Raw genomic sequence first — 24,945 nt, 5'->3', positions numbered from 1 at the left:
CGCAGATGGCCGCTTCCTTGGTGGAATGGCGACCATGTTCGACCCCTCGTAAGGAGGTGGGGTCGCAGATGGCCGCTACCTTCACGAAATTGCGACCATGTTCGACCCCTCCTGCGGGCGGCTGGTTGACGCCTGGGCGGGGGTCGCAGATGGCCGCTTCCCTCAGGAAATGACGACCATGTTCGACCCCTCGTAAGGAGGTGGGGTCGCAGATGGCCGCTACCTTCAGGAAATTGCGACCATGTTCGACCCCTCCTGCGCTGAGCATGAAGGGGTGGGTCATCAGTCGGGGAGGATGCGGGCGGCCGCATCCTCCAGAGCCCGCCGCACGGCACGGATCGAGGGGGCGGCGGCGGAGACGCGTCGGGCGGAGGAGAAGATCTCCCGCCGCGGCGTCTCCGGCAGGGCATCGAGATCGACCGACGGGCTGTCGCCGCCCCAGACGAGTTCCGGCAGCAGTCCGACCGCGAGACCGGCGTTGATCAGTCGGACGTGGGCGGTGAGGTCGGCGATCTCGTAACGGACGTCGGGCTCGAATCCGGCCGTGCGGCAGAGCTGCTCGGCCCAGGCGCGGGATGCCGTGCCGGCCGGCTCCAGCACCCAGGGCTCATCACGGGTCGACCACAGGGCGGCCACCGCATCCGCGTCCCCGGCGCTGCCGGCTCGACGGGCAAGAGCGATCGCGTCGTGGGCGAGGACCACCCGATCGAGGTCGGCGTGGATCGGCCGGGTTCGCCCCGGGTACTGCTCGGCGAGGATGAGGTCGAAGTCGCGGCTGGAGACGCCGACGAGTCCGGTCTCCGGGTCGCACTCGGTCACCTCGACGCGCAGGGCCGGATGCTGCTCCTTCAACGACTTCAGGGAGCTCGGCAGCAGCGAGTGCGCTGCGGATTGGAACACCGCGACGCGCACCGTGCCGGTGACCTCGATCAGCGATTCGGCGACGGCGATCCGCGCGTGCTCGAGCTGATCCAGGATGCCGATCGCCTCCGCGACGAGCACGTTGCCCTGCGGAGTGAACTGCACCCCGCGGCCGACCCGGCGCAGCAGCGGCACCCCCACTTCGCGCTCCAGAGCACTCAGCTGCTGCGACACCGAGGCCTTGCTGTACGACAGGGCGTCGGCCACGGCTGAGAGGGTTCCGCGGCGGCTGAGCTCCACCAGCATCCGCAGTCGATTGACGTCCAGCATCCGCGTCCCCATTGTTCAGCAAACATGAACAGAATTCATGCAAATCGGTTGATAGACGGAGCCTACCGAGCGGGATGAGAATGATCCAGCCGCACACGACCCGGGTGTGCGATCCCTGGAAGGTTCCCGCCAATGACCGTCGTCGACACCACCCCCCGTACCGAGGACGTCGCTGCCCTCGTCCAGCGCTGGCTCACCGAGAGTGAGACGCACCCCGTCGAGCCCGCAGCGCAGCGTCTTTCCGAGGTTCTCAAGGACCCGAACGGCCTCGCATTCACCGTCGGATTCGTCGACGGCGTGATGCGCCCCGAAGATCTCTCGGTCGCCGGCCGCCAGCTCGCCGAACTCGCCACGATCACCCCGAAGCTGCTGCCCTGGTACCTGCAGTCCGCGATCCGCGTCGGCGGCGTCATGGCACCGAAGCTTCCCGGAATCGTCGTGCCGATCTCCCGTCGCGTGCTGCGCGCGATGGTCGGCCACCTCGTGCTGGACGCGACGCCGTCGAAGTTGGGTCCGGCGATCGCGAAGCTGCGCAAGAGCGGCAACCGCCTCAACCTCAACCTGCTCGGCGAGGCCGTGCTCGGTGAGCGCGAAGCCGGTCACCGTCTGAAGGGAACCTACGACTTCCTGGCGCGCGACGACGTCGACTACGTGTCGATCAAGGTCTCCAGCGTCGTCAGCCAGCTCTCGATGTGGTCGTTCGACGAGGCCGTCGCCGACGTCGTCACGAAGCTCACCCCGCTCTACGAGCTCGCCGCTAAGGCAGAGGCCGCGGGCAAGGCGAAGTTCATCAACCTCGACATGGAGGAGTACCGCGACCTCGATCTGACGATCGCGGCCTTCACGACCATCCTCGACCAGCCGCAGTTCCAGGACCTCGAGGCCGGGATCGTGCTGCAGACCTACCTGCCGGACGCGCTCGCCGCGATGCAGCACCTGCAGGAGTGGGCGACCGCGCGTCGCGCGAAGGGCGGGGCGCCGATCAAGGTCCGCGTCGTCAAGGGCGCGAACCTCGCGATGGAAGAGGTCGACGCCGCGATCCACGGCTGGCCGCTCGCCACGTACTCGACCAAGCAGGACTCCGACACGAACTACAAGCGCGTGCTCGACTGGGCGATGACACCGGAGCGCCTGGATGCTGTCCGCATCGGCGTCGCCGGCCACAACCTCTTCGACATCGCCTACACCTGGCTGCTCGCGCAGGCGCGCGGCGTGACCGGCGGGGTCGAGTACGAGATGCTCCTCGGCATGGCGACCGGCCAGGCCGAGGCCGTCCGCAAGGACGTCGGGCGCCTGCTGCTGTACACGCCCGTCGTGAACCCGGCCGAGTTCGACGTCGCGATCGCCTATCTGGTGCGACGCCTCGAGGAGAACGCCAGCCAGGAGAACTTCATGTCGGCGGTGTTCGAGCTGGCGACCGACAGCACGCTGCTGCGTCGTGAGCGCGAGCGCTTCGAGCGTTCCCTGGCGGCGCTCGAGGTCGACCGCTCTGTGCCGCAGTCGAACCGCATCCAGGACCGTGCCGCCGAGGCGGTCGCGCAGACATCCACCACCGAGGGCTTCGAGAACCAGCCGGACACCGATCCCGCCATCGCCGGGAACCGCGCGTGGGGCCGCGACATCCTCCGTCGCTCGGTGGCCACGACGCTCGGGCAGGATGCCATCGCCGATGCGCGCGTCGAGACCGGCGCGCAGCTCGACGAGGTGTTCGCCGCCGCTGAGGCCGCCGCCGCGAAGTGGGCGGCCCTGCCGGCACGCGATCGCGCCGCGGTGCTGCACCGTGCCGGTGACGAGCTCGAGGCCCGCCGCGGCCAGCTGCTGGAGATCATGGCCAACGAGGCCGGCAAGACGATCGCCGAGGGCGATCCAGAGGTCAGCGAAGCGATCGACTTCGCGCACTACTACGCCGAGCGCGCCCTCGACCTGGAGAACATCGCCGGCGCCGAGTTCGTGCCGTCGAAGGTGACCGTGGTCACCCCGCCGTGGAACTTCCCGGTGGCGATCCCCGCCGGTGGCGTGCTCGCCGGTCTCGCCTCGGGTTCGGCAGTCATCATCAAGCCGGCCAAGCTCACCCAGCGCTGCGGTGCCGTGATGGTCGACGCGCTGTGGGCTGCCGGTGTGCCGCGCGACCTGCTCGCGCTGGTCGACCTCGCCTCGCGCGACCTCGGTACCAGCCTGGTCTCGAACCCGGTCGTCGACCGGGTCATCCTCACCGGTGCCTACGAGACCGCGCAGCTGTTCCGCTCGTTCCGGCACGACCTGCCGCTGCTCGCCGAGACCAGCGGCAAGAACGCGATCATCGTCACGCCTTCGGCAGACCTCGATCTCGCCGCCGCCGATGTCGCGCGCAGCGCCTTCGGGCACGCCGGGCAGAAGTGCTCCGCGGCATCTCTCGCGATCCTCGTCGGCTCCGTCGGAGACTCGCAGCGCTTCGAGCGCCAGCTCGTCGACGCGGTGACGTCGCTGAGCGTCGGGGTGCCGTCCGACCCGACGACGCAGATGGGGCCGATCATCGAGCCCGCATCCGGCAAGCTGCTGAAGGCGCTCACCACGCTCGACAAGGGCGAGCGCTGGCTGGTGAAGCCCGAGAAGCTCGACGCCGACGGTAAGCAGTGGACGCCGGGTGTGAAGACCGGCGTCGTCGCGGGCTCGACCACGCACCTCACCGAGTTCTTCGGTCCGGTGCTGGGCATCATGCGAGCGAAGAACCTCGACGAGGCCATCCGCCTGCAGAACGCGGTCGACTACGGCCTGACCGCCGGCATCCACTCCCTCGACTCCGAAGAGGTCTCCACCTGGCTCGACCGTGTCGAGGCCGGCAACCTCTATGTGAACCGCGGGATCACCGGTGCCGTCGTGCAGCGCCAGCCGTTCGGCGGCTGGAAGCGCTCCGCCGTCGGTGCGGGCGCGAAGGCCGGCGGCCCGAACTACCTGTTCGGACTCGGCGACTGGGCGCCGGCCGAGCTGCCGGCCGCCGCCGCGGGTGCGGCGGTCGTTCCGGCCGTGCAGTCGTTGGTGCAGGCGGCCTCCGGTGATCTGGATGCGGTCGAGAACGAGTGGCTGCAGCGGGCAACAGCATCGGATGAGCGTGCCTGGGTCGACGAGTTCGGCGCCGTGACCGACAAGTCGCAGCTCGGCGTCGAGCGCAATGTGTTCCGCTACTGCCCGGTTGACGTCGATGTGCGCATCGCTGAGCACGCACCGCTCGTCGAGACGGTGCGCGTGCTCGCCGCCGCTCTGCGCAGCGGCAGCTCCTTCACGGTGTCGGCGCCGGCACTGCCCGGTCGGGTCGAGAAGGCGCTGCGTGCAGAGGGCGTCACCGTGAAGCACGAGTCGGATGCCGCCTGGGTCAAGCGTTACGCGAAGGGCGAGCGCAGCTGGCAGCGGGTGCGTCTGGTCGGCGGCGACGCCGGCGCCCTGCACACCGCCCTCGGCGGTTCGCCGGACGTGGCCGTCTGGTCGCACGCCGTCACCGGCGCCGGCCGGGTCGAGCTGCTGCCGTTCCTGCACGAGCAGGCCGTCTCCATCACGAACCACCGTTTCGGCAACCCGACGACGCTCGCCGATGGCGTGATCTGAGCGGAGCCTCAGCTCGTCGAGACCCCCACTTCGCGCCGAGACCCCCTGCTGCAGACGTCTGCAACAGGGGGTCTCGGCGATAACAGGGGGTCTCGCGAAAGGCCATCAGCCGCGCAGCGCCTCTGTGAGCTTCACGCGCGCCCCCATGCGCAGCAGGGAATTCTCGTAGATCTTCGCGCCGACCGCGATCGCTGCGACGCAGCTCACGATCAGGATGAGCAGCGACAGGATCGGCTCCCACCACTGCGCCTCGCCGACGAAGAGGCGCATCGGCATCCCGACCGGTGCCGAGAACGGCACGTACGACATGATCGTCAGCACCACAGGATCGTTGTTGAAGAAGATCACGAGGAAGTACGGCGCCATCACGAGCATCGTGATCGGCGTCGTCGTCGCTCCGATGTCCTCCTGTCGAGACACCATCGATGCCGCAGCGGCGAACAGCGATGCCAGCAGGATGAAGCCGAACAGGAAGAAGACGGCGAACCAGATGATCGGTGATCCGAGGGTCGCGAGCACCTCCGTCTGTCCGGTGACGATGAGGCCGACAGTGGCGATCGCCGCCAGCGCCAGAATCTGAGCCATGGCGAGAACGGTGTTGCCGACGACCTTGCCGGCGAGCAGCGTGCGAGCCGGGATCGCCGAGATGAGCAGCTCCACCACTCTCGTCTGCTTCTCCTCGACGACGCTCTGAGCGATCGTGCCGCCGAAGGTCGAGGCCGCCATCAGGAACACGATCCCGAAGCCCAGGGCGATGAGGTATCGCAGGGCGGGGTTCGTCGTCGCCGGTTCGAGGATCTCCACTTCCGGTGCCTCCGCGAGACCCATCACGATCGAGTCCGGAGCATTCTCCAGCGCGATCACCGTGTATCCGAGGGGACCGTCGCCGGGGAGGACCGCGGCTTCGACCTTCTCGGAGCGCAGGAGCTTTTCGGCATCCGCCCGATCCGCGACCTCGGTGATCGCGACGTTGGGCAGGGCCTCGACGACGGATGCCGTCTCCGAGGTCACAGCGATCTTCGTGGCCTCCGGGTTCTTGCTCGCGAAGCCGCCGATCAGGATGCCGGCCAGTGCGATCAGCAGCAGGATGCCGGTGGAGATCATGAAGGTCTTGCTGCGCAGCTTCGAGCCGATCTCGCGCTCGGCGACGAGCCAGATGGCGTTGGTCTCGCGGACGGGGGCAGGAGTACTCACTGGATGACCTCCTTGAAGATCTGGGCGAGGGATGGATGCTGCGGGGCGAAGCTGGCGACGTCACCGCGTTCGACGGCAGAGCGCAGTACCCGCTGCGCCGTCTCGGCACCATCGGCGTCGAACAGCGCGTATCCGCCCTCGAAGTCGACGACGGTCACGCCGGGCTCCGCGCGCAACCAGCCGGCATCCCCGGCGGAGACGAGCTCGTAGCGGTCGTTCGCATGCTCGGCGCGCAGGGCATCACGGGAGCCGGATGCCCGGATGGTGCCGCCGGCGAGGATGATCAGGTCATCGCAGAGCCGCTCGACCACATCGAGCTGGTGCGAGGAGAACAGGATGGCGGCGCCGTCGGCTGCGCGGGCCTGCAGCACGCCGGCGACGACGTCGACGGCAAGCGGGTCGAGGCCGGAGAACGGCTCGTCGAGGATGAGCACCTTCGGGTCGTGCACCAGGGCGGCGGCGATCTGCGCGCGCTGCTGATTGCCGAGCGAGAGCGACTCGATCGTGTCGTTCAGGCGCTCGCCGAGACCGAGTTCGGTGAGCAGCTCGGTTCCCCGGGCCGTGGCATCCGCCTTGCTGAACCCGTGCAGGCGGGCGAGGTAGACGATCTGCTCGAGCACCTTCATCTTCGGGTAGAGCCCGCGCTCTTCCGGCATGTAGCCGAAGCGGCGGCGGTCGTCGGTGGTGACGGGCGAGCCGCCGAGATCCACGCGCCCGGCATCCGTGGCGAGCACGCCGAGGATGATGCGCATCGTGGTGGTCTTGCCGGCTCCGTTGCCGCCGACGAAGCCGGTGAGTCGCCCTGGGGCGACGGGGAACGAGACGTCATCGAGCACGCGCCGCGAGCCGTAGCTCTTGGTGATGCCGTGGAGTTCGAGCTGTCCTGTGGTCATGTCTCCACGCTAGGGATGCGGGGTGTCGCCGGCATCCCCCACGCGGTTGATCGTGTGGCGTCCCCCGTGCGGTGGACAGCACCTGATCGGATCGGATTCAGCGGCGGCCGGCGTGCAGCACGGTGCGCACGATGAGCCCGGCGATCAGAGCCCAGAACGCGGCGCTGACCCCGAGGATCGCGACGCCGGATGCGGCGACCAGGAACGTCACGACGGCGGGGATGCGCTCACCGGGGTCGTCGATCGCCTGCTGCACCGAGGAGCCGAACGCACCGAACAGCGCGAGACCGGCGACGGCCGGGATCACGGCCTCCGGCGCGAGCAGCACGAGCGCGGCGAACGCCGCCGAGAACCCGCCGAATACGAGGTACGACGCTCCGGTCGAGACGCCGGCCACCCAGCGTCGCGCAGGATCGGGGTCGGCATCGGGCGATGCCGCGAGTGCGGCGCTGATCGCCGCGAGGTTGATCGCGTGTCCTCCGGCCGGTGCGCCGATCGCGGTGCCGAGGCCCGTGACGAGCATCGCCGGTCGCCACGGAACCTCGTAGCCGTAGCTGCGCATGATGGCGATACCAGGGACGTTCTGCGAGGCCATTGTGACGATGAACAGCGGCAGCGCGAGGCCGACGAGGGCTCCGACGGTGAACGTGGGCGCGGTCAGTTCGACGTGCGGCAGCAGCAGCCCGAGCTCGACGGGCGCGCCCTTCTGGACGAGCGAGATTGCGACGACCGCCGCGGCGGCGACGAAGGCGAGCGGCACAGCCCAGCGTGGTGCGAGCCGAGCGAAGATCAGCCAGGTCAGCACCACCGGCACCACGCCCCAGGGGTTCGCGACGATCCCGGTGATCGGTGCGAGGCACAACGGCAGCAGCACACCGGCGAGCATCGCCTGCGCGATCGACGGAGGGATGCGCGCGATGAGCCCTCCGAGCGCCGGCCACAGTGCGGTGAGGAGGATGAGCACCGAGGTGACGAGGAACGCGCCGACGGCAGCCGGCCAGCCGCCATCGACCGTGCCGGTGGCGGCGAGGAGCGCGGCGCCCGGTGTCGACCAGGCGACTGTGATCGGCATCCGGTACCGCCAGGCGAGCACGATGCACGCGAGTCCCATGGTCAGGCAGACCGCGAGGAGGCCGCTCGCGGCTTGGCCTGCGGTCGCTCCGACCGCGCTGAGTCCGGTGAGAACTACCGCGAACGCGCTCGTGAAGCCAACGAGCGCGGTGACGATCCCCGCGAGGATGGGGCGGGAAAGCGGAGCTGTGGTGATGGTCATGGGTGCCTCGGACGGGAACGGATGCTCCGAGGCTATCGGTCGTTCCGGCAGGCTCCGCGTCGAGCCCGGTCGCCGCTAACGGAAAGCGCTCAGGCCATTCCCCGCCGGTGCGCGAGGACGACGGCCTGCACGCGATCGCGGGCGCCGAGCTTCTGCAGGACGCGCGACACGTGCGTCTTCACGGTGGCTTCGCCGATGAACAGCACGGCTGCGATCTCGGCATTGCTGCGGGCGTCGGCCAGAAGCGTGAGCACTTCGGCTTCGCGGTCGGTGAGCGGCTCCGGAAGCGGATCGGGAAGCATCCGGGCCGTGCCCGCTCCGGTCGCACTCTGTGCGGGTTCCCGGGGTGTTGAAGCCGCAGGAACTGCGACCGGAACGGATGCGGGGCTGGCCCCGGCCGCGGCGAATCTCGCCAGCACCCGACGCGTGACCTCGGGCGCCAGCATCCCATCACCGGCGGCCAGCGCGCGCACGGCCGTGATCAGATCCTCAGCTCCGGCGTTCTTCAGCAGGAAGCCGCTCGCTCCGGCATCCAGTGCCTGATAGAGGTAGTCGTCGCGGTCGAAGGTGGTGACGATCGCGATCGCCGCAGAGACCTCGGGGTCGCGGACGATCAGCCGGGTGGCTTCGATGCCGTCCATGTCGGGCATCTGCACGTCCATCGTGATGACGTCGGGGCGGAGGGCGGATGCCTGGGCGACGGCCTCGGCGCCGGTCGACGCCTCGCCGACGACGGTGATGTCCGGCTGGCTGTCGAGGATCGTGCGGAAGCCGGCGCGCAGCATCGCGTGGTCGTCGACGAGGAGCACACGGATGGGGGAGTCGGACATGCGGGTGGTCCTCACGCGGTGGTGGTCGTGGTCGGGCGGGCCGGTAGCGGGACGGTCGCCCGCACCCGGAAACCGCCGAGTGGGCGCGGGGCGAGGTCGATCGTGCCGCCGGAGGCGATGGCGCGCTCGCGCATGCCGAGCTGACCCAGGCCGGGGCGGAGCGCCGTCACTGCTCGCCCGGTGTTGACGATCTCGACTTCCACGTTGTCGTCCGCGTACCGCACGCGGACGTCGGCGGTCGCCCCGGCGCCGGCATGGCGGCGGGCGTTGGTCAGCGACTCCTGCGCGATGCGGTACAGGTTGACGGCGACGAGCGAGGGTACCGGAATCGGTTCGCCGATCACGGTGTAGTCGGTCGGGAGCCCGGCTTCGGTGGATGCCTCAGCCAGATCGCCGATGTCATCGAGGCCGAGTGTGGAGGCGGCATCCGTCGTCTCTCCGCCGGGCGTGCGGAGGGTTTCGAGAAGCTGTCGGAGTTCGTGGATCGCGTCGCGGGCCGACGATTCGATGCCGGTGAGGATGCGACGCGACTGCTCCGGGTCCTGGTCGAGCACGATCCGCGCGGCCCCGGCCTGCACCCCCATCACCGAGACGTGGTGGGCGACGACGTCGTGCAGTTCGCGGGCGATCTTTACCCGGTCGAGTGCGACGGCCTGCGCGGCGGTCACCTCGCGCTCGCGTTCGAGCTCGATCGTGCGGTGCTCGAGCGCCGTGCGCTCGGAGGCAGCGATCCAGGAGCGCTCGCCGAAGTAATAGGCACCGCCGAAGTAGAGCACGTTCAGAAGGATCTGGATGAGCATGAACGCGACGTAAGGCGAGAATGCACCGGCGGCGATCTCCGCCTTGTTCGCCTCGTCAATCGCGTCGCGGTACATGACGATGATCAGCCAGACGAACATGCCGAGGATGATGGCGATCCGCACGATGAAGGCGCGACGTCTGTTGTTCATCCAGGCGCCGACTGTGTAGAGCGAGACGAACATTGCGATGTTGCCGACGTAGATCTCCGGCACCTTGAACGTGATCGCGAAGAAGTAGGCCAGCACCACGACGACGGCGACGATTCCGGGCCAGCGGCGACGCACGGCGAGCGGGGCGGTGACCGCGACAGCGTAGACGAGCGCCGTCCACGGCTCGGCTTGTTCCTTGCCGTACATCTCGGCGATGGTCGACAGCGCAGCGCTGAGGATCGCCCCGATGAACATCACCGTCGCGAGCACGAGGTCGCTGCGCAGCTCTCGCGGGGTCGGGGTGCGGGTGAACGGGGCGGTGGGCATCCTTCCACCGTATGCGGGGTGGATGCCGCCGACATCCCCCGCGCGATGGATTCGCGCAGAACTTGCTATTGACAAGCTTGGTTGCTTTTTGCAAGTATCGATCCTGTCCGGACCGGACATCACCGACAGAGGAGTCATCGTGACCAAGATCTTCGTCAACCTGCCCACCGCCGACCTCGAGCGCAGCAAGGCCTTCTACACGGCGCTCGGATGCGACATCAACCCGCTCTTCACCGACGAGAACGCGGCCTGCATCGTCTGGAGCGAGGACGTGTTCTTCATGGTCCTCACTCGTGAGTTCTTCGGCACCTTCACGGAGAAGACGGTCGTCGACGCGAAGGAGAGCGCCCAGGTGCTCGTCGCCCTCAGCCGCGAATCCCGCGACGACGTCGACGCCGTTCTCGCGGCTGGCCTCGCCGCGGGTGGGACCGAGCCGAAGGACGCGCAGGACTACGGCTTCATGTACTCCCGCGACCTGGAGGACCCGGACGGCAACGTGCTCGAGTTCATGTACATGAGCGAGCAGGCCGCAGAGCAGGGGCCTGAGGCCTACTTGGCCGAACAGAGCGCCACCGAATCGGTCTGACATGGCCGCGCGCAGTTACGGCCAGTACTGCGGTGTGACGACGGCCGTCGAGCTGATCGGGGAGCGGTGGGCGCTGCTCATCGTCCGCGATCTGCTCGTCGGTCCCCGTCGCTACACCGATCTCAAGCAGGGCCTGCCGCGCATCCCCACCAACATCCTGTCCACGCGTCTGAAGGAGCTGCAGGAGGGCGGGGTGGTGCGCCGCGTTCCGCTGATGAACTGCGGTCTCGTCTACGAGCTCACTCCCTACGGACGTGCGCTCGAACCGGTCGTCCTCGCGCTCGGCCGGTGGGGTTTCCAGACGATGGGAGACCCGTCGCCCGATGACGTGGTCACCGCTGACTCGCTGACGATGGCGTTGCGCACGGCGTTCCAGCCGGATGAGGCGACGGATGCCGAATACGAACTGCACGTCGGCGAGGTCGCGTTGCGCGCTTCGGTGCGCGACGGTGCGCTGCGCGTGTATCAGCTCGCTCCGCCCGCCCCGCCGGTCGGTGGAGCATTGCCGTCGAGCGAGGCGGATGCCGTGATCGTCGCCGGTCCCGGCATCCGTCACCTGATCGGCGGCGACGTGACGCCGGCCGAGGCGATCGCCCAGGACCTCCTCGCCGTGGTGCGCGGCGAGGTCTCGTGGCTGGAGTCGTTCGCCCGTACCTTCCACATCGCACCGCTGATCGCGCAGAGGAGCGTGGCATGAGCACTGCAGAATCCGGACGGATCATCATCGACCTGTTCACCACCCTCGACGGTGTCGCCCAAGGACCGGGTGGCACCGACGAGGACATTTCGGGCGGCTTCCGCTTCAGCGGCTGGCAGGCAGGGCACCCGAGTTCGGGCGTCGGCGACCAGGTGATGAAGGGGATGGCCGGCCTCGACGCGTTGCTGTTGGGGCGGCGCACCTACGACATCTTCGCCTCGTACTGGCCGCACCACGCGGACGGCGAGTCGGGCGACATCGGCAAGCTCTTCAACCGTGTGCCGAAGTACGTCGCGTCGAGGGACGCCGGCATAGGGCTCGAGTGGGAGGGATCCTCACGCGTCGGGGCCGACCTGGCCTCCGAGATCGCCGACATGCGTGCCCGTCATCGGGAGGTGCACGTGATCGGCAGTGTCGACTTCGTGCACACGCTGCTCGGCGAAGGGCTGTTCGACGAACTCAATCTGTGGGTGTATCCGATCCTGCTCGGCGCAGGCAAGAAGGTCTTCGACGACGGCGCGATGCCCTCGGTTCTCGAACTGCTCGAGCCGCCCGTCGCCGATGACGGGGGAGTCACGCTGCTGCGCTTCGGGCGGACCGACCGGGTGCCGGGAGTGGGGACGTTCGAGTGACTGTCGGGTGACCTCACGAGCACATAGAAACCGATGGGGACTTCTCCCCATCGGTGCGGACGACCACGTCGGGTAGCGTCATCAATGACGACGCGCGGGGGGTGCGGGAATGAGTGCAGACAAGGTCATCATCGATTACGACCTCTTGACGGGCGTTCGTGATTCCATCAAGACGGCGATCGCCGAGCTGGAGGATGCGCCCGAGCGCAGCGCCGACATCGCGGGCGCGATCGACCTGCCGTTCGACAAGGCAGAGCTGAGCGGCCTGGCCGGTGACTTCTGCGGCTCGTGGGAGCCGAAGCGCGAAGATCTGATCTCGACGCTCGAAGACATCTCGGCCTACATCGGCGATGTCGTCGACTCGTACTACGGACTGGACAGGTGGTTCTGACCGTGGCTGCAAACGTCGAACCAGGTACCGCAGGCGAGGCCGCGGGCACGGGCGAGCAGATCCGCTCGATGAAGGGCGAGCCCGACACCGTGTCGTCGAGCGGCCGCAAGATGGCCGATCACGGCAACGTGATGACCCAGCTCGCCTCGCAGCTGCGCACGATCAAGGACTCCGAGATGTCCGACTGGCGCATCACCGGGAAAGCCGCCGAGAAGCTGCGATCCTCGATCGGCGACGCCGCCGAACGGATCGCCGTCGCCGGCGCCATCTACGGACCCATCGGGAACGCGCTGCACACCTACGGCTCGGATACGGTCGGGTGTCAGGAGGGCTTGAACGCCCTCGCGGTGCAGTGTCAAGAGCGCTGGACGACGTTGAAGGACCTGCGGAGCGAGTACGCCGAGGGTGAGATTCTCATCGAGGGCGACCCCGATTACGACGATCAGGTGGAGAAGCGTCAGCAACTCGAAGCAGACATCTGGGATGCCCAAGCAGCGTGGGACGAGGTCGCCGCGAAGTGGAACAACATGTTCGTGGACTGGCGATCGGTCTACGACCAGGCGGTTTCCTGCCTCTCGGACCCTGATCTCGAAGCCATCCGGTCGGGAGAGAAGCTCCCGGGCGCGTCGGGCCTGTATCCGAACGGCGACCCCGACCCCGAAGACGTCCACCAGGGCGGCGCGGGAGACTGCTACCTGTTGTCGGTGCTCGCCGGCCTCGCCGATGGCGACCCGCAGAAGATCAAGGACATGATCACCGTCAACCCTGACGGCACGTACACCGTGCACTTCGCCGATGGCGACATCACGGTCAGCAGCGATCAGCTCCTGGACAACGACCAGGCCGACTGGGTGCGCGTCATCGAAGCCGCATACGTGGTCCACGAGGGCAGCTACGACGAGTTCAACAACGGCGGATGGCCCCACGACGTCATGGAAGACATCTTCGGCCACGGTGCCGACAAGAAGGACGATGAATCCGGCTTCTGGGACTTCGCGACCGGCGGAAACGACATCGAAGACAGTTACGACGCGGTGCAGGACGCCCTCGACGGCGGACGCCCGGTCGTCGCCACCGCATCGAACGGCCAGCTCGGGTTCGAGGGTGGCGGCCATGCGCTGACCGTGACCAAGACATACGAGGTCGACGGCGAGCAGTACGTCGTGATCCGCAATCCGTGGGGCCACAACAACAATCACCAATCCCAGATCGCCGACGCCGGTGGTGTGCTGAACAACCCCGACGACGGATACTTCACTATGACCATGGAGGAGTTCGCGAACTCGTTCTCCGACGTCGCGATCGCGAACCGATGAAAACGTCCAAGTGGCAGGGCCCCGCGGCGATCGTCGCCGCACTGATGGTTCTCACCGCGTGCAGTCCCGTTCCTGAGGAGGACGCAATGCCCACCCCGCAGCCATCGACGACACAGGGTGTCTCCGCTCCGAATCCCTCCGAACCCATCAGCGAACTTGTCACCGGCGCCGACGTGATCGCCTTCGGCACGGTCGAGTCGGTCGATCCGATTGTGGAGGATCCCGATGCCGACGAATTCCCCGCGCAGACGGCCATCGTGCGAGTCGACGACATCCTGAAGGGCGACGCTGCGGCGACGATCACCGTGTCGAAGCCCGCCGGCACCGCGTACTACCTCACCGACCAGTCGACGTTCTCCTACGACTCCCGGCACGAGGGGATATTCGTCCTCAAGGGCGCCGATGACGCCGGGTACGAGCTGTTCGGCAACCTCGGAGTGCATGACGATTGGGGCAACTGGCAGAAGTTCGAACGTGTGCTCGCAGGACTCCCGGAACACGCGCCCGGCGCGACGAAGGACGAGTTGGCGGCATGGACCGCGCAGGCAGACATCATCGTCTTCGCCAGCGCACGCGGCGCCGACGACGACATCGTGGTGCACACTCCGCCGGCGGACTACGCAGCATCGGCGACCCTGAAACCGATCGAGGTGCTCAAGGGAGAGATGCCCGAACCGCTCGATGTGGTGCAGGGGCCGCAGCCGGATGTGGCCGGCGGCACGTGGGCGTTCCCGGTGAAGGACGACGGGCAGACCGGCGTCTTCTTCATCGATACGTCCAGCGGCACCCCCACGGTGATCAACACGGTCAATCCGAGTTCGATCAGCACCAACAAGGTTCCGGTGGGCTGACCGGAGCCGCGGTCACTGCCCGCCGGGCATGCGCCACGAGCCCGAGGCGATGATGCCGTCGTACAACGTCTCGAGCGGCTGAAGCTTCTCGTCCCGGAGCTTCGGGAACGCGACGAGGAACTCCACGCCGCGTCGGCGCCCGGAACCGGGAGTCGCGAGCAGGTAACGCACGACGTAGCCCTCGGTGCCGGCGCTCGCCTCGAGCGTGCGGTGTCTCAGGATCGCTGTGTCGCCGAGGGCCGCCTGGGCGCCGGCAGCGATGCGCTCGTCGACCAGCGCGTCGAGCGTGCCGAACCTCTCACCGCGGACATGCCGTTCGATGATCGGGAAGGCCAGGGGCGACTCGCGGTTCACCGGCATCATGATTGCCACGATCGAGTCAACGCGCAGCGAGCCCACGCCCGTCGGCCATCGTTCGGCCAGTCGCGGGTCGTCTGCGGTCATCCGCTCCCAACCGTCGTGAAGGGGCATCTCGTAGCTCGGCTCGACGCTCGTGAGCTGCTGGCGCAGTGAGGCGGTCATGCCGTGGCCTCGGCGCCGGCCAACTGCGGCCAGCTCTCCTTCGCCACGATCACATCGGAGGCGAGTGCGGGGTCGGAGCGCCAGAGCTCGGAGCCCTCCGCGATCACCAGCGAGGGGAGCACCATGCTCTCGACGAACGAGCGTCGCATCACGAGATCCGAGAACGACGGTGCGCTCAGGGTCGGGTGGACGAAGAGATCGTCGTCGGCGAAGACCGCCGACCATCTGGATGCCGCATCCTCATCGGTTGCCGGTGAGAACCACTCGAGTCCCTGGCCGATCAGCGCGGCCTGCAGAGGCCCGATCCAGCCGTCCGCATCGCCGCGGACGAAATCGCGGGCGAGTCGAATGTTCGAGATCGACGTGATCTGGATCCACAGCCCGAACGGGGCGACCCCCTCCGGCCAGACGAGCACCACGGTCGCGTCCGTGCCAGCAGCCTCCTGCGCCATCGAGGTCGCCACGCGGAGGCGCTCCGCCTCCGGCACGTCTTCGGGGAGGTGTGACACCCACTCCTCGGGAGCGGCCGCCCCCGAGACGATGAGCACACCGCGCGGCGGGTCGAACAGCAGAGCCTGCGCCGGCATGATCAGTCTCTCTTCCGCCTGCGAGCGATGCGCTCCGCCTCACGACGAAGTTCCTCGGTCTCGTCGGCCGTCGGGTAGTCGACGTCGCCGCCTGACGGCTGGTCGGGCTTGGGCACCCGCGAACCTGCGCCGGCCTTGACCTGCTGTTCGAGGAACGCCGCCAACGAGTCCTTGATCCGCTCATCGCTGAGGCCCTCGGTCCGGACTGCATGACCGTACTGCCGCTTCCACTTGTCCACCAGCGCCCGGAGCGCGGCGTCATCGACGTCGAGGCCCTTGCCTCCTGCTCGGACGAGCTGCTCGGCCACCCCGGGGATCTTCGCGATGTCCTTCAGCAGGGCGATGTCGGTGACCGGGATGACGTCGATGCCGTCAGTGACGACGTCCCCCCACGTCCCGGTGCCGTCGATGGCCTGGTCGATGGAGATGTAGAGCGCGACGCCGCCGGCTGTCAGTGCGATGCCGCCGAAGACCTCTTGGACGCCGGGCACCGGCACGAGCGAGACGATTCCCGCATACTTGGCGATCCACTTGGCCACCGAGTAGATCTTGTCGGACGTCTCGTTGATGACGTCATCCCACCTGAGATCGTCGAGGCCCGTGCTGACGGCGTTGTTGGCCACCTGGTGGAGGTCGATCCACGAGGCCCAGAGCGTGTCGATCCGCTCGCCCTTCGCGTCCCAGTTCGCCACAGCCTTGTCGAGAGCTGCTTGAGCGGCGTAGATCTCCTTGCCCTGTTCGGATTCAGGGTCGAAAGGGCCGTACTGGCCGTCGTTCTTCTCCTTGACCGTCTCGCGTTCTTCGTTGGCTTGCCAGATCGGTGGCCACAGTTCCGGCATGCGCTCGGAGAGGCGAACGCACTGCGGGATCATCCATTCGAGTCCGTAGGCGTAGATGAGAAGGGCGGAACCGATCGAGATCAGATTGTCGCTGAGCGGTGTGAACTGCTCGGAGAACTGCCCGGCGTACTTGCGCAGATCGTCGAGGGAGTCGCCGTCTCCCAGCTCCGTCGCTTCGCTGATCCTCTTCAGCGTGACGACGGCTGTCTGCAGTTGAGTGCCGATGACGACGATCTCGCCGGCCTTCTTCGCCAAGTAGGTCGCATCATCGAGGTTGAATGTGCCGCCGACGGTCCTGTCGTTGTCGGGGACGGGAGAGCCCGCCTCGGTCTCGGTCGGACGATAGTCGGGAACGGTGACGACTCGTGTGCCGTTCTTGACGATGCCGTACTCACTCATACGTCAGTCGTTCCCCTCGAGCTGGGCGAGCGCGGCATCGAGTTCGGCCCATGAGTCTCGTACGTGATCGACCTTGTTGAAGAACGCGCCCAGATCGAGGGCGATGGTCTCGGCCAGATCCTTGGTGGTGTCGGTGAGGGCCTCGAGGGTCTGATCGAGGTTGCCGCTCGTGTCATCGATCGGGCCGAGGTTGCTCCAGTACGGCACGTTGAATGCCATGTTCGAGAATTTGGTCTCGAAGTTCGCGAACAGATCCATCGTCTGAGCCAACGTGATGAGCGTGGCTGCCAGCTCTTCCTGGCTGATTTTGACGCCGTCGTCTCCGCTGCCCATATGGTCCTCCCCGGGGTGCATGGGTGTAGTTCTGCGTCGTCAGTGTATGCGCGCGACGGGGAAGGGGCGATGGGCAGAATTGCCCATCGAGCGGGGTCAGCCCAGCAGCCGTTCCACGACTCGGGCGAGCCCGTCGTCGTCGTTCGATGCCGCGATCTCGTCGGCGGCATCCTGTACGACCAGATCGGCACCGGCCATCGCGACGCCGTGACCTGCCCAGCGCAGCATCTCGACGTCATTGAGCGCGTCTCCGAAGGCGACGACATCCGCGCGTGAGATCCCGAGATGCTCGCACAGGCGCGCGAGTCCCGTGGCCTTGGTGACGCCCTCGGCCATCACCTCGACGAACGGCGCACCCGACAGGGTGGCCTCGAAGCCGACCAGGCCGAGAGAGCGCAGCTTGTCGAAGAGCGCCGACGGCGCCAGCTCGGGATGGCGGATGACCAGCTTCAGGCTGGGAGCGGCCAATACCTGATCGAGCGGCACGCCGCCCATCGTGCGCGGATCGCGCTTGTGATCGGTCAGCTGCGCGATCTCGGCGTAACCGTGCTGGGCGACGAACGTCTCGCCGCCTTCGCGCACGCTCGCGAAGAGGAGACCGGGGATGCTGGCGCGCAGCGCTTCGGCCAGCGTGCGGATCGTCTCGGGAGGCAGCTCCTCGGCGAACAGCATCCGCCCGCTCGTCAGGTGCACTCCGTAGGCGCCGTTACCGCACAGGGCCCAGCCCTCGAAGCCGGCATCGGCGGCGATCGCGCGCAGGCCGATCGGCTGCCGGGCGGTGACCGGAATCACATGGATGCCGCGAGACCGCGCCGCATCGAGAGCATTACGCGTGCGGGGCGTGACCGTGGATGCCGAGTCGAGGAGAGTCCCGTCGAGATCGGTGGCGATCAGCCGCACAGTCACAGGCAGCGGCTCACGAGAAGATCATCGGCAGATCGTCGTCTTCCGCGGATCCGAACGAGAGGTCGGCGACGACGGGCACATGATCACTAGGCTGTTCGCCCTTGCGCTCGTTGCGGTGGATGGATGCGCCGGTGACCGCATCCGCCAGCGTGCGCGAACCGAGGATGAAGTCGATCCGGATGCCCTCGTTGCGCGGGAACTTCAGTCGCTGGTAGTCCCAGTACGTGAAGCCCTCGGGGAGGAGGGGGCGCACGACGTCGGAGACGCCGGCATCTGCGAGCGCGAAGAACGCATCGCGCTCGAGCGGCGACACGTGCGTGGACACGCCTTCGACGATGTCGGGGTCGCCGTTGTCGTGCGGGAACGGGATGATGTTGAAGTCACCGACCAGCGCCAAGGGCAGCTCGGGGTTCACCGAGAGCTCGGCCGCCGTCGAGGTGCGAAGCGCCTCGAGCCAGTGCAGCTTGTAGGCGTAATGCGGGTCGTCCAGAGAGCGGCCGTTCGGCACGTACAGGCTCCACACCCGCACGCCGTCGACCATCACACCGAGCGCGCGGGCCTCGAGCGGAGCGTCTGGGCCCTCATGCCCCTTCGCGAAACCGGGCATTCCGGCGAACGCGGTCTGCACATCGGTGATCGGGAGGCGGCTCGCGATGGCGACGCCGTTCCACTGATTCAGGCCGTGCACCTCGACGTGGTACCCGGCCTCTTCGAACTGCGCGTACGGGAACTGCTCCGGCTTGCACTTGATCTCCTGCATCGCCAGCACGTCGATGTCTTCGCGCACGGCGAATTCGACGGTGCGGGTGACACGGGTGCGGATGGAGTTGACGTTCCAGGTGGCCAAGCGCATGCGTCCAGCCTAGTTGCGGGGTCTGACCTTCTCGCCTTCTACACTGGATGCCGTGACCGCACTCGACGCAGACCGCCAGTCCCTCCTCGACCTCATCAAGGCGGAGGCGGTGTTCCACGGCGACTTCACCCTCTCCAGTGGCAAGCAGGCGACCTACTACGTCGACATGCGCAAGCTCACGCTCGACCATCGAGCCGCCCCGGCCATCGGCCGCATCATGCTCGAGCTCGTCGGCGACCTCGACATCGCAGCCGTCGGAGGTCTGACGCTCGGCGCCGACCCGATCGCGAACTCGGTGATGCACGCATCCGTCGAGACCGAGCGCCCGCTCGACGCCTTCGTCGTGCGCAAGGAGCCGAAGGATCACGGCCGCGGACGCCAGATCGAGGGCGCCGACATCGCGGGCAAGCGCGTCGTCGTGCTGGAAGACACCTCCACTACGGGCCAGTCCGCGCTCAAGGCCGTCGAGGTCCTGCGTCGCGAAGGGGCCGAAGTCATCGCCGTCGCGGTGATCGTCGACCGCAAGACCGGCGCGCAGGCCGCGATCGAGGCCGAAGGCCTGGAGTGGCGCGCCGCCTTCGACCTCGACGACCTCGGGCTCGACCCGCAGTGACGCGCTTCGCGCTCGCTGTCGACGTCGGCGGCACCAAGATGGAAGCCGCGCTCGTCGCCGACGACGGCACGCTCGTGCCGGGCAGCCGCATTCGGCAGCCGACGGGACGCGAGGCGACAGTCGAGACGCTCGACGCCGCGGTGGCGGCGATCGTCGGGCATGCGCTGGCGCACCTGCCGGACGATGCCGAACTGGTCGGCGCTGGCGTCGGCAGTGCCGGCCCGATCGATCGGGACAATGGCCGGATCCTCCCGGTGAACATGCCTTTGGCCGACGGCTACGGCCTGGCCGGCGCGGTGCGGGATGCCGCATCCACCGTGCTCGGACGTGAGATCCCGGTCGTGTTCGGACATGACGGCGGTGCACTCGCGCTCGCCGAATCCTGGCTCGGTGCGACGACCGAGGCGCGCGCGTCGCTGTCGATCGTCGTGTCCACCGGCGTCGGCGGAGGGTTCGTCGTCGACGGCGCGTACATTCCTGGAGCATCCGGCAACGCGGGGCATCTCGGGCAGGTTCGCCGCGAAGGCGGGTTGACTCTCGAGCAGATCGCTTCGGGTCCCGCGAGCGCGGCCTGGGCGCGCCAGCAGGGGTGGACCGGCGAGACAGGGGAAGACCTCGCCAGGGATGCGGCCGCCGGCGACACCGTCGCGCGCGCCGCGATCGAGCGCTCGGCGAAGGCCGTCGGTGAGGCGCTGGCGGATGCCGCCACCCTCGTCGACCTCGATGTCGTCGCGATCGGCGGAGGCTTCTCGCGAGTATCCGATGACTACATCGAACTCGTGCAGCGGGCACTGACCGCCAGCGCGGCCCACGACTACTCACGCCGGACACGCGTCGTGCGCTCCGGCCTCGGTGACGAGGGGCCGCTCATCGGCGCCGCGGCGCTGGTGCTGCGGTAGCCGGATGCGCATTCTCGGCCTGCTCTCCGGCACCTCGCACGATGGGATCGACGTGACCGTCGTCGATTTCGAAGAGCGCGACGGCGCACTGCGTGGAACCGTGCTGCACGAGGACAGCGTCCCGTACGCCCCCGAGCTGCGGGCGCGTCTCGTCGCCGCGCTCCCGCCAACGCAGACCACGCTGGCCGAGGTCTGCGAGCTGGACACCCTGATCGGCCAGGCCTTCGCCGAGGTCGCCGCTGACGCCGCGGCATCCGTCGGTGGAGTCGATGCAGTCTGCACCCACGGCCAGACCGTCTACCACTGGGTCGACGGGGGCCACGCGCGCGGCACACTGCAGATCGGCCAGCCGGCGTGGATCGCCGAACGCGTCGGCGCTCCGGTGATCTCCGACGTGCGCATTCGCGACATCACCGTCGGCGGGCACGGCGCACCGCTGGTGTCGTTCCTCGACGAACTGCTCCTGCGCGGACGCGCGGGAGTCTCGGCGGCGCTCAATCTCGGCGGCATCGCGAACATCACCGTCGTCGGCCCCGAAGGTGTCTCGGCCTATGACGTCGGCCCGGCCAACGCTCTCGTCGATGCGGTGGTCGTCGCGGAGGGGCTGAACGACGTCGGCTACGACGATGACGCGCGGATCGCGCGCGGTGGTGCCGTCGACGAGATACTGCTCGCCCGCCTCCTGGCCGACCCGTACTACGCGCTCGCCGCCCCCAAGAGCACCGGCAAAGAGCACTTCCATCTCGGCTACGTGCGCGAGAACCTCGTGGGACGGGAGATTCCCGTCGCCGATCTCGTGCGCACCCTCACTGAGCTGACGGTGCGCACCGTGGCGCAGGATGTACGGGCTGCCGGCATCGGATTCCTCGCCGTCTCCGGCGGCGGCTGCCACAATCCGCTGATCATGGAGGGACTGCGTGCGGCCCTCCCTGACGTGGCCGTCGTCCTCGCCGACGAGCTCGGAGCATCCGCAGACAGCAAAGAGGCGATCCTCTTCGCCCTGATCGGCTGGTGCACGCTCCATGGTGTGCCGGCGGTGGTCCCGGGTGGAACCGGAGCCCGCGAACCGCGGATCCTCGGAACGATCACCCCCGGCGCGGGCCCGCTGCGGATGCCGGAGCCGGTCGCGGAAGTGAGGAGTCTCACCCTGACCTGAACCAGGGTGGTGCGCGGCGCCGCTCAGTGCGAGAGCGGCGCCGCGAGCAGTTCGGCCAGACGGGGCGGGTCGGCACCCGGCCGCGAGACGGTGATCGCCGCGGCGCGCGCTCCCAGCGCGAGAAGGCCGGTGACGGCATCCGTATCGATACCGCGGAGACGATCGCGCGTGGTGACTCCGGAGAAGCCGGTCTCGATGAGGCCGTGGATCAGGGCGCTCATGAACGTGTCGCCGGCGCCGACGGTGTCGACGACGTCGACGCGGTGCCCGCGAACGCGGGAGACGCCGTCGCGAGAGACGGCGAACGCGCCGCCGGCGCCGATGGTCACCACGACCACCGCCGGTCCGGTCTCCAGCCACGCCCGCGCGACATCGAGCGGATCGGCGCCGGGGTACAGCCAAGCAAGATCCTCGTCGCTGGCCTTGACGAGATCGGCGAGCGCGACGAAGGATTCCACGTCGCGCCGCGCGCCGTCCTGGTCGGAGAGCAGGGCCGGACGGACGTTGGGATCGTACGTGATCAGCGCCGTCGCGCGCAGGGCGGTGAGGATGCTGCGCACAGCATCCGCCCCCGGAGCGAGCAGCGCCGCGATCGAACCGGTGTGCACGATCGAGGTGTCGTCCGCGGGTAGTTCGGTGGCGCGCCCGTCCAGAGTCCAGGTGATGTCGAAGTCGTAGCGGGCGGAACCGTTCTCGTCGAGGTGGGCGGTCGCCGTAGCGGTGCGCGGAGCCGGTGCCGCGATGATCTCGACATCGGACCCGTCCAGCCATTCCCGGATCCGCCGGCCGTGCGCGTCGTGGCCGAGCTGCGTCAGCAGCCGCGGGGAATCGCCCAGCCTGCCCAGCGCGAGGGCGACGTTGGCCGGGCTCCCGCCGGGAGCCTCGTCGAACCGCCCACCGGAGCGGTGGACGATGTCGACGAGAGCCTCACCGATGACGAGCACGCGCGCGCGGCTCACGACCCTGCGCTCGGCGTCAGGAACGACAGCGCGCTCTGCGGTTCGACGATCATCGGCGTGAGCGTCGCGTTGAACGCCCGTCCCGCCTCCCCGCCGAGGTGATCGTCGAAGGCGGCGCGGTCGCGGTACACCTCGAACACGAAGAACCGTTCCGGTGCCTCGACCCGGCGGTAGACGTCGAACACGACGTTTCCGGGTTCTGAGCGAACGACCTGCGCGTACCCCAGGACCAGCGCCTCGACGGCGTCCGCCGAGCCCGGAACCGCGGTGAACTCCGCATACAGCACCACCCGATCGGAAGTCACGCCTGCGCCGCTCCCGTCATGATCGCCACTGCATCGGTCATGTTGTGCGACTGCGGCGTGATGGTGGCTGCACGCTTGCCCAGACGCTGCACGTGGATCCGGTCGGCGACCTGGAACACGTGCGGCATGTTGTGCGAGATGAGGATGACGGGCACGCCGTTTCCGCGCAGGTTCTCGATCAGTTCGAGCACCTGGTTGGACTCGCGCACACCGAGCGCCGCCGTGGGCTCGTCGAGGACGACGACCTTCGAGCCGAACGCTGCGGCTCGTGCCACCGCGACGGCCTGGCGCTGACCACCGGACAGGTTCTCCACCGAGACGGTGACGTCCTGCAGGGTGGAGATGCCGAGCTTCAGCACCTGTTCGCGCGCTTCCTTCCGCATCCCCGAGGTGTCGAGGGCGCGGAACACCGAGCCGAGGATGCCGGGCTTGCGACGCTCGCGCCCGAGGAACAGGTTCGAGGCGACATCGAGCGCCGGAGAGACGGCGAGGTTCTGGTACACCGTCTCGATGCCGGCGTTCCGCGCGTCCTGCGGACCCTTGAAATGCACTTCATGACCGTCGAGGAGGAGCTGCCCCTCGTCCGGGATGTAGGCGCCCGTGAGGCACTTGATGAGTGTCGACTTGCCCGCGCCGTTGTCGCCGATGACGGCGAGCACCTCGCCGGCGTGCAGCTGGAGGCTCACACCGTCGAGGCCGACGACGCGGCCGAACGTCTTCACGAGGCGTTTGGCCTCGAGCACCGGGACGCCGGTGCGAACCGGAGCCGAGGCTGATTCCTGAGCCGTCCGGGTCACTTTCTTACCTTTCTGATCCACTGGTCGATGGCGACCGCGACGATGACGAGGATGCCGATGGCGAGGGTCTGGTACAGACCGTCCACCCCGGCGAGGAAGAGGCCGTTGCGGAAGACTCCGACGATGATCGCGCCGAGCAGCGTGCCCCAGATGATTCCGCGGCCGCCGAAGAGCGAGGTGCCGCCGATGACGACGGCGGTGATCGAGTCGAGGTTCAGATCGGCACCCGCGTTGGGGCTGGCAGCGCCGGAGCGCCCGATCTGGATCCATGCGGCGACCGCGAGGATGGCGCCGGCGGCGATGTAGACGCTCAGGAGCACCTTCTTGGTCGAGATGCCGGCGAGGCGGGCCGCGTCTTCGTCGTCACCGACGGCGTAGACGTGGCGACCCCATGCGGTGCGCCCGAGGATGTAGGCGACGATCGCGTACAGCACGAGCATGATGATGACGCCGACGGTGAGGCGCACATCGCCGAGCGGAAGAGCGGTGGCCGTCCAGGTCATCAGTTCGGGCATATCGGTCTTGCGGATCGTCTGACCGCCGCTGTACAGCAGGGTCAGAGCGATGAAGACGTTGAAGGTTCCGAGCGTCGCGATGAACGGCGGGAGCTTCACCCGGGTGACGAGCAGGCCGTTGAGCGCGCCGGCGGCGAGTGCCGCGACGAGACCGAGGAAGAGGGCGACGGGAGCAGGGAGGCCGTTGTTCGCGGCCGTCTGCGCCATCACCATCGACGTGCCGATCATCAGCGCGCCGACCGAGAGGTCGATTCCCGCGGTGAGGATGATCAGCGTCTGGGCGATCGCGACCGTGCCGACGACCGAGACCTGGTCGAGCACGAGAGAGAGGTTCGCCGCGGCGAAGAAGCGCGGGTTGATCACGCCGAAGACGATGACGGCGATCACCAGAACGACGGCGGGGCTGATGGCGGGGTAGCGGTGGAGGACCCCGCGAAGGCGGTCGACCGGCGTACGCCGATCGAGGAACTCGGCGGCGAGATCCAAGGTTGATGTAGCTGGTTGCGTCACGGTTTCACTTCCGTCAGTAGGTCCGGGGATGCCGCGGCCGGG

The 24,945-nt window shown here is 68.1% G+C and carries 26 protein-coding genes; 10 read left to right on the top strand and 16 right to left on the bottom strand.

The window, feature by feature from the left end:
* Positions 1–282: 282 nt before the first annotated feature.
* Positions 283–1,191: a LysR family transcriptional regulator gene (locus MRBLWH12_RS12825; protein WP_341977081.1), complete on the bottom strand. Its 909-nt coding sequence runs from the start codon at positions 1,189–1,191 to the stop codon at positions 283–285.
* A 132-nt stretch (positions 1,192–1,323) separates the two neighbouring features.
* Between MRBLWH12_RS12825 and MRBLWH12_RS12820 the strand changes: the two genes are divergently transcribed.
* On the top strand, positions 1,324–4,770 hold the full coding sequence (locus MRBLWH12_RS12820) for a bifunctional proline dehydrogenase/L-glutamate gamma-semialdehyde dehydrogenase (RefSeq protein WP_363549483.1): 3,447 nt from the start codon (positions 1,324–1,326) through the stop codon (positions 4,768–4,770).
* A 105-nt stretch (positions 4,771–4,875) separates the two neighbouring features.
* Here the strand turns inward: MRBLWH12_RS12820 and MRBLWH12_RS12815 are convergent, their stop codons facing one another.
* The 5 genes from MRBLWH12_RS12815 to MRBLWH12_RS12795 form a co-directional block, all read right to left on the bottom strand.
* Positions 4,876–5,964 (bottom strand): ABC transporter permease, encoded by a 1,089-nt coding sequence (locus MRBLWH12_RS12815; RefSeq protein ID WP_341977085.1) that lies wholly within the window; start codon positions 5,962–5,964, stop codon positions 4,876–4,878.
* Positions 5,961–6,857 carry an ABC transporter ATP-binding protein gene (locus tag MRBLWH12_RS12810; RefSeq protein WP_341977087.1) on the bottom strand — a complete coding sequence of 299 codons (897 nt, stop codon included), beginning with the start codon at positions 6,855–6,857 and terminating at the stop codon, positions 5,961–5,963. The genes MRBLWH12_RS12815 and MRBLWH12_RS12810 overlap by 4 nt, the downstream gene beginning before the upstream one ends.
* A 97-nt stretch (positions 6,858–6,954) precedes the next feature.
* Positions 6,955–8,130, bottom strand: a complete 1,176-nt coding sequence (locus MRBLWH12_RS12805; protein ID WP_363549481.1) for a benzoate/H(+) symporter BenE family transporter — start codon at positions 8,128–8,130, stop codon at positions 6,955–6,957.
* Between the two features lie 89 nt (positions 8,131–8,219).
* Positions 8,220–8,960, bottom strand: a complete 741-nt coding sequence (locus tag MRBLWH12_RS12800) for a response regulator transcription factor (protein WP_363549478.1) — start codon at positions 8,958–8,960, stop codon at positions 8,220–8,222.
* 11 nt (positions 8,961–8,971) lie between these two features.
* Positions 8,972–10,237: a sensor histidine kinase gene (locus MRBLWH12_RS12795; protein WP_341977093.1), complete on the bottom strand. Its 1,266-nt coding sequence runs from the start codon at positions 10,235–10,237 to the stop codon at positions 8,972–8,974.
* Positions 10,238–10,373: 136 nt separating this feature from the next.
* On the opposite strand from MRBLWH12_RS12795, the gene MRBLWH12_RS12790 reads away from it, so the two are divergent.
* From MRBLWH12_RS12790 to MRBLWH12_RS12765, 6 genes are all read left to right on the top strand, one after another.
* Positions 10,374–10,823, top strand: a complete 450-nt coding sequence (locus tag MRBLWH12_RS12790; RefSeq protein WP_363551365.1) for a VOC family protein — start codon at positions 10,374–10,376, stop codon at positions 10,821–10,823.
* A 1-nt stretch (position 10,824) separates the two neighbouring features.
* Positions 10,825–11,520 carry a winged helix-turn-helix transcriptional regulator gene (locus tag MRBLWH12_RS12785; RefSeq protein WP_363549475.1) on the top strand — a complete coding sequence of 232 codons (696 nt, stop codon included), beginning with the start codon at positions 10,825–10,827 and terminating at the stop codon, positions 11,518–11,520.
* Positions 11,517–12,152, top strand: a complete 636-nt coding sequence (locus tag MRBLWH12_RS12780; protein ID WP_363549472.1) for a dihydrofolate reductase family protein — start codon at positions 11,517–11,519, stop codon at positions 12,150–12,152. Before MRBLWH12_RS12785 ends, MRBLWH12_RS12780 begins: the two co-directional genes overlap by 4 nt.
* Before the next feature lie 109 nt (positions 12,153–12,261).
* A complete protein-coding gene (locus tag MRBLWH12_RS12775; protein ID WP_363549469.1) occupies positions 12,262–12,543 on the top strand; it encodes a hypothetical protein in 282 nt (93 codons plus the stop codon).
* Positions 12,544–12,545: 2 nt separating this feature from the next.
* A complete protein-coding gene (locus tag MRBLWH12_RS12770; protein ID WP_363549466.1) occupies positions 12,546–13,859 on the top strand; it encodes a C2 family cysteine protease in 1,314 nt (437 codons plus the stop codon).
* A gap of 86 nt (positions 13,860–13,945) precedes the next feature.
* A complete protein-coding gene (locus tag MRBLWH12_RS12765; RefSeq protein ID WP_363549463.1) occupies positions 13,946–14,710 on the top strand; it encodes a hypothetical protein in 765 nt (254 codons plus the stop codon).
* Between the two features lie 12 nt (positions 14,711–14,722).
* Here the strand turns inward: MRBLWH12_RS12765 and MRBLWH12_RS12760 are convergent, their stop codons facing one another.
* The 6 genes from MRBLWH12_RS12760 to MRBLWH12_RS12735 all read right to left on the bottom strand — a co-directional run bounded on the left by MRBLWH12_RS12760 (position 14,723) and on the right by MRBLWH12_RS12735 (position 19,149).
* Positions 14,723–15,232, bottom strand: a complete 510-nt coding sequence (locus MRBLWH12_RS12760) for a hypothetical protein (protein ID WP_363549460.1) — start codon at positions 15,230–15,232, stop codon at positions 14,723–14,725.
* Positions 15,229–15,819 (bottom strand): hypothetical protein, encoded by a 591-nt coding sequence (locus MRBLWH12_RS12755; protein ID WP_363549457.1) that lies wholly within the window; start codon positions 15,817–15,819, stop codon positions 15,229–15,231. Before MRBLWH12_RS12755 ends, MRBLWH12_RS12760 begins: the two co-directional genes overlap by 4 nt.
* A 2-nt stretch (positions 15,820–15,821) precedes the next feature.
* Positions 15,822–17,057, bottom strand: coding sequence for a hypothetical protein (locus MRBLWH12_RS12750; RefSeq protein ID WP_363549454.1), 1,236 nt, complete (start codon positions 17,055–17,057; stop codon positions 15,822–15,824).
* A 3-nt stretch (positions 17,058–17,060) separates the two neighbouring features.
* Positions 17,061–17,390, bottom strand: a complete 330-nt coding sequence (locus tag MRBLWH12_RS12745; RefSeq protein WP_341977114.1) for a hypothetical protein — start codon at positions 17,388–17,390, stop codon at positions 17,061–17,063.
* 96 nt (positions 17,391–17,486) lie between these two features.
* Entirely contained in the window at positions 17,487–18,296 is an 810-nt protein-coding gene (locus MRBLWH12_RS12740; protein WP_341977116.1) for a Cof-type HAD-IIB family hydrolase, read from the bottom strand.
* A gap of 10 nt (positions 18,297–18,306) precedes the next feature.
* Positions 18,307–19,149, bottom strand: a complete 843-nt coding sequence (locus MRBLWH12_RS12735) for an exodeoxyribonuclease III (protein WP_363549450.1) — start codon at positions 19,147–19,149, stop codon at positions 18,307–18,309.
* 52 nt (positions 19,150–19,201) lie between these two features.
* Here MRBLWH12_RS12735 and pyrE point away from each other — a divergent pair, with 52 nt between their 5' ends.
* The 3 genes from pyrE to MRBLWH12_RS12720 are packed head-to-tail and all read left to right on the top strand — an operon-like array spanning position 19,202 to position 21,817.
* Positions 19,202–19,762 (top strand): orotate phosphoribosyltransferase, encoded by a 561-nt coding sequence (pyrE, locus tag MRBLWH12_RS12730; RefSeq protein WP_341977122.1) that lies wholly within the window; start codon positions 19,202–19,204, stop codon positions 19,760–19,762.
* On the top strand, positions 19,759–20,661 hold the full coding sequence (locus tag MRBLWH12_RS12725; protein ID WP_363549446.1) for an ROK family protein: 903 nt from the start codon (positions 19,759–19,761) through the stop codon (positions 20,659–20,661). Before pyrE ends, MRBLWH12_RS12725 begins: the two co-directional genes overlap by 4 nt.
* A 4-nt stretch (positions 20,662–20,665) precedes the next feature.
* Entirely contained in the window at positions 20,666–21,817 is a 1,152-nt protein-coding gene (locus MRBLWH12_RS12720; protein WP_363549443.1) for an anhydro-N-acetylmuramic acid kinase, read from the top strand.
* A gap of 23 nt (positions 21,818–21,840) precedes the next feature.
* Here MRBLWH12_RS12720 and MRBLWH12_RS12715 read toward each other — a convergent pair whose 3' ends face one another.
* The 4 genes from MRBLWH12_RS12715 to MRBLWH12_RS12700 are packed head-to-tail and all read right to left on the bottom strand — an operon-like array spanning position 21,841 to position 24,903.
* The gene (locus MRBLWH12_RS12715) at positions 21,841–22,776 is read right to left on the bottom strand and encodes a carbohydrate kinase family protein (RefSeq protein ID WP_363549440.1); all 936 of its coding nucleotides are present in this window, start codon (positions 22,774–22,776) and stop codon (positions 21,841–21,843) included.
* Complete coding sequence (locus MRBLWH12_RS12710) at positions 22,773–23,081, bottom strand: putative quinol monooxygenase (RefSeq protein ID WP_363549437.1); 309 nt, start codon at positions 23,079–23,081, stop codon at positions 22,773–22,775. The genes MRBLWH12_RS12715 and MRBLWH12_RS12710 overlap by 4 nt, the downstream gene beginning before the upstream one ends.
* Entirely contained in the window at positions 23,078–23,878 is an 801-nt protein-coding gene (locus tag MRBLWH12_RS12705) for an ATP-binding cassette domain-containing protein (protein WP_363549435.1), read from the bottom strand. Before MRBLWH12_RS12705 ends, MRBLWH12_RS12710 begins: the two co-directional genes overlap by 4 nt.
* Positions 23,875–24,903, bottom strand: coding sequence for an ABC transporter permease (locus MRBLWH12_RS12700; protein WP_245861205.1), 1,029 nt, complete (start codon positions 24,901–24,903; stop codon positions 23,875–23,877). The genes MRBLWH12_RS12705 and MRBLWH12_RS12700 overlap by 4 nt, the downstream gene beginning before the upstream one ends.
* Positions 24,904–24,945: the final 42 nt, after the last annotated feature.

Origin of the sequence: Microbacterium sp. LWH12-1.2 (genome assembly GCF_040675825.1) — a bacterium.
Lineage (GTDB): Bacteria > Actinomycetota > Actinomycetes > Actinomycetales > Microbacteriaceae > Microbacterium.
The sequence above is the reverse complement of the archived record's forward strand: the minus strand, read 5'-3'. Positions and strand labels throughout refer to the sequence as shown.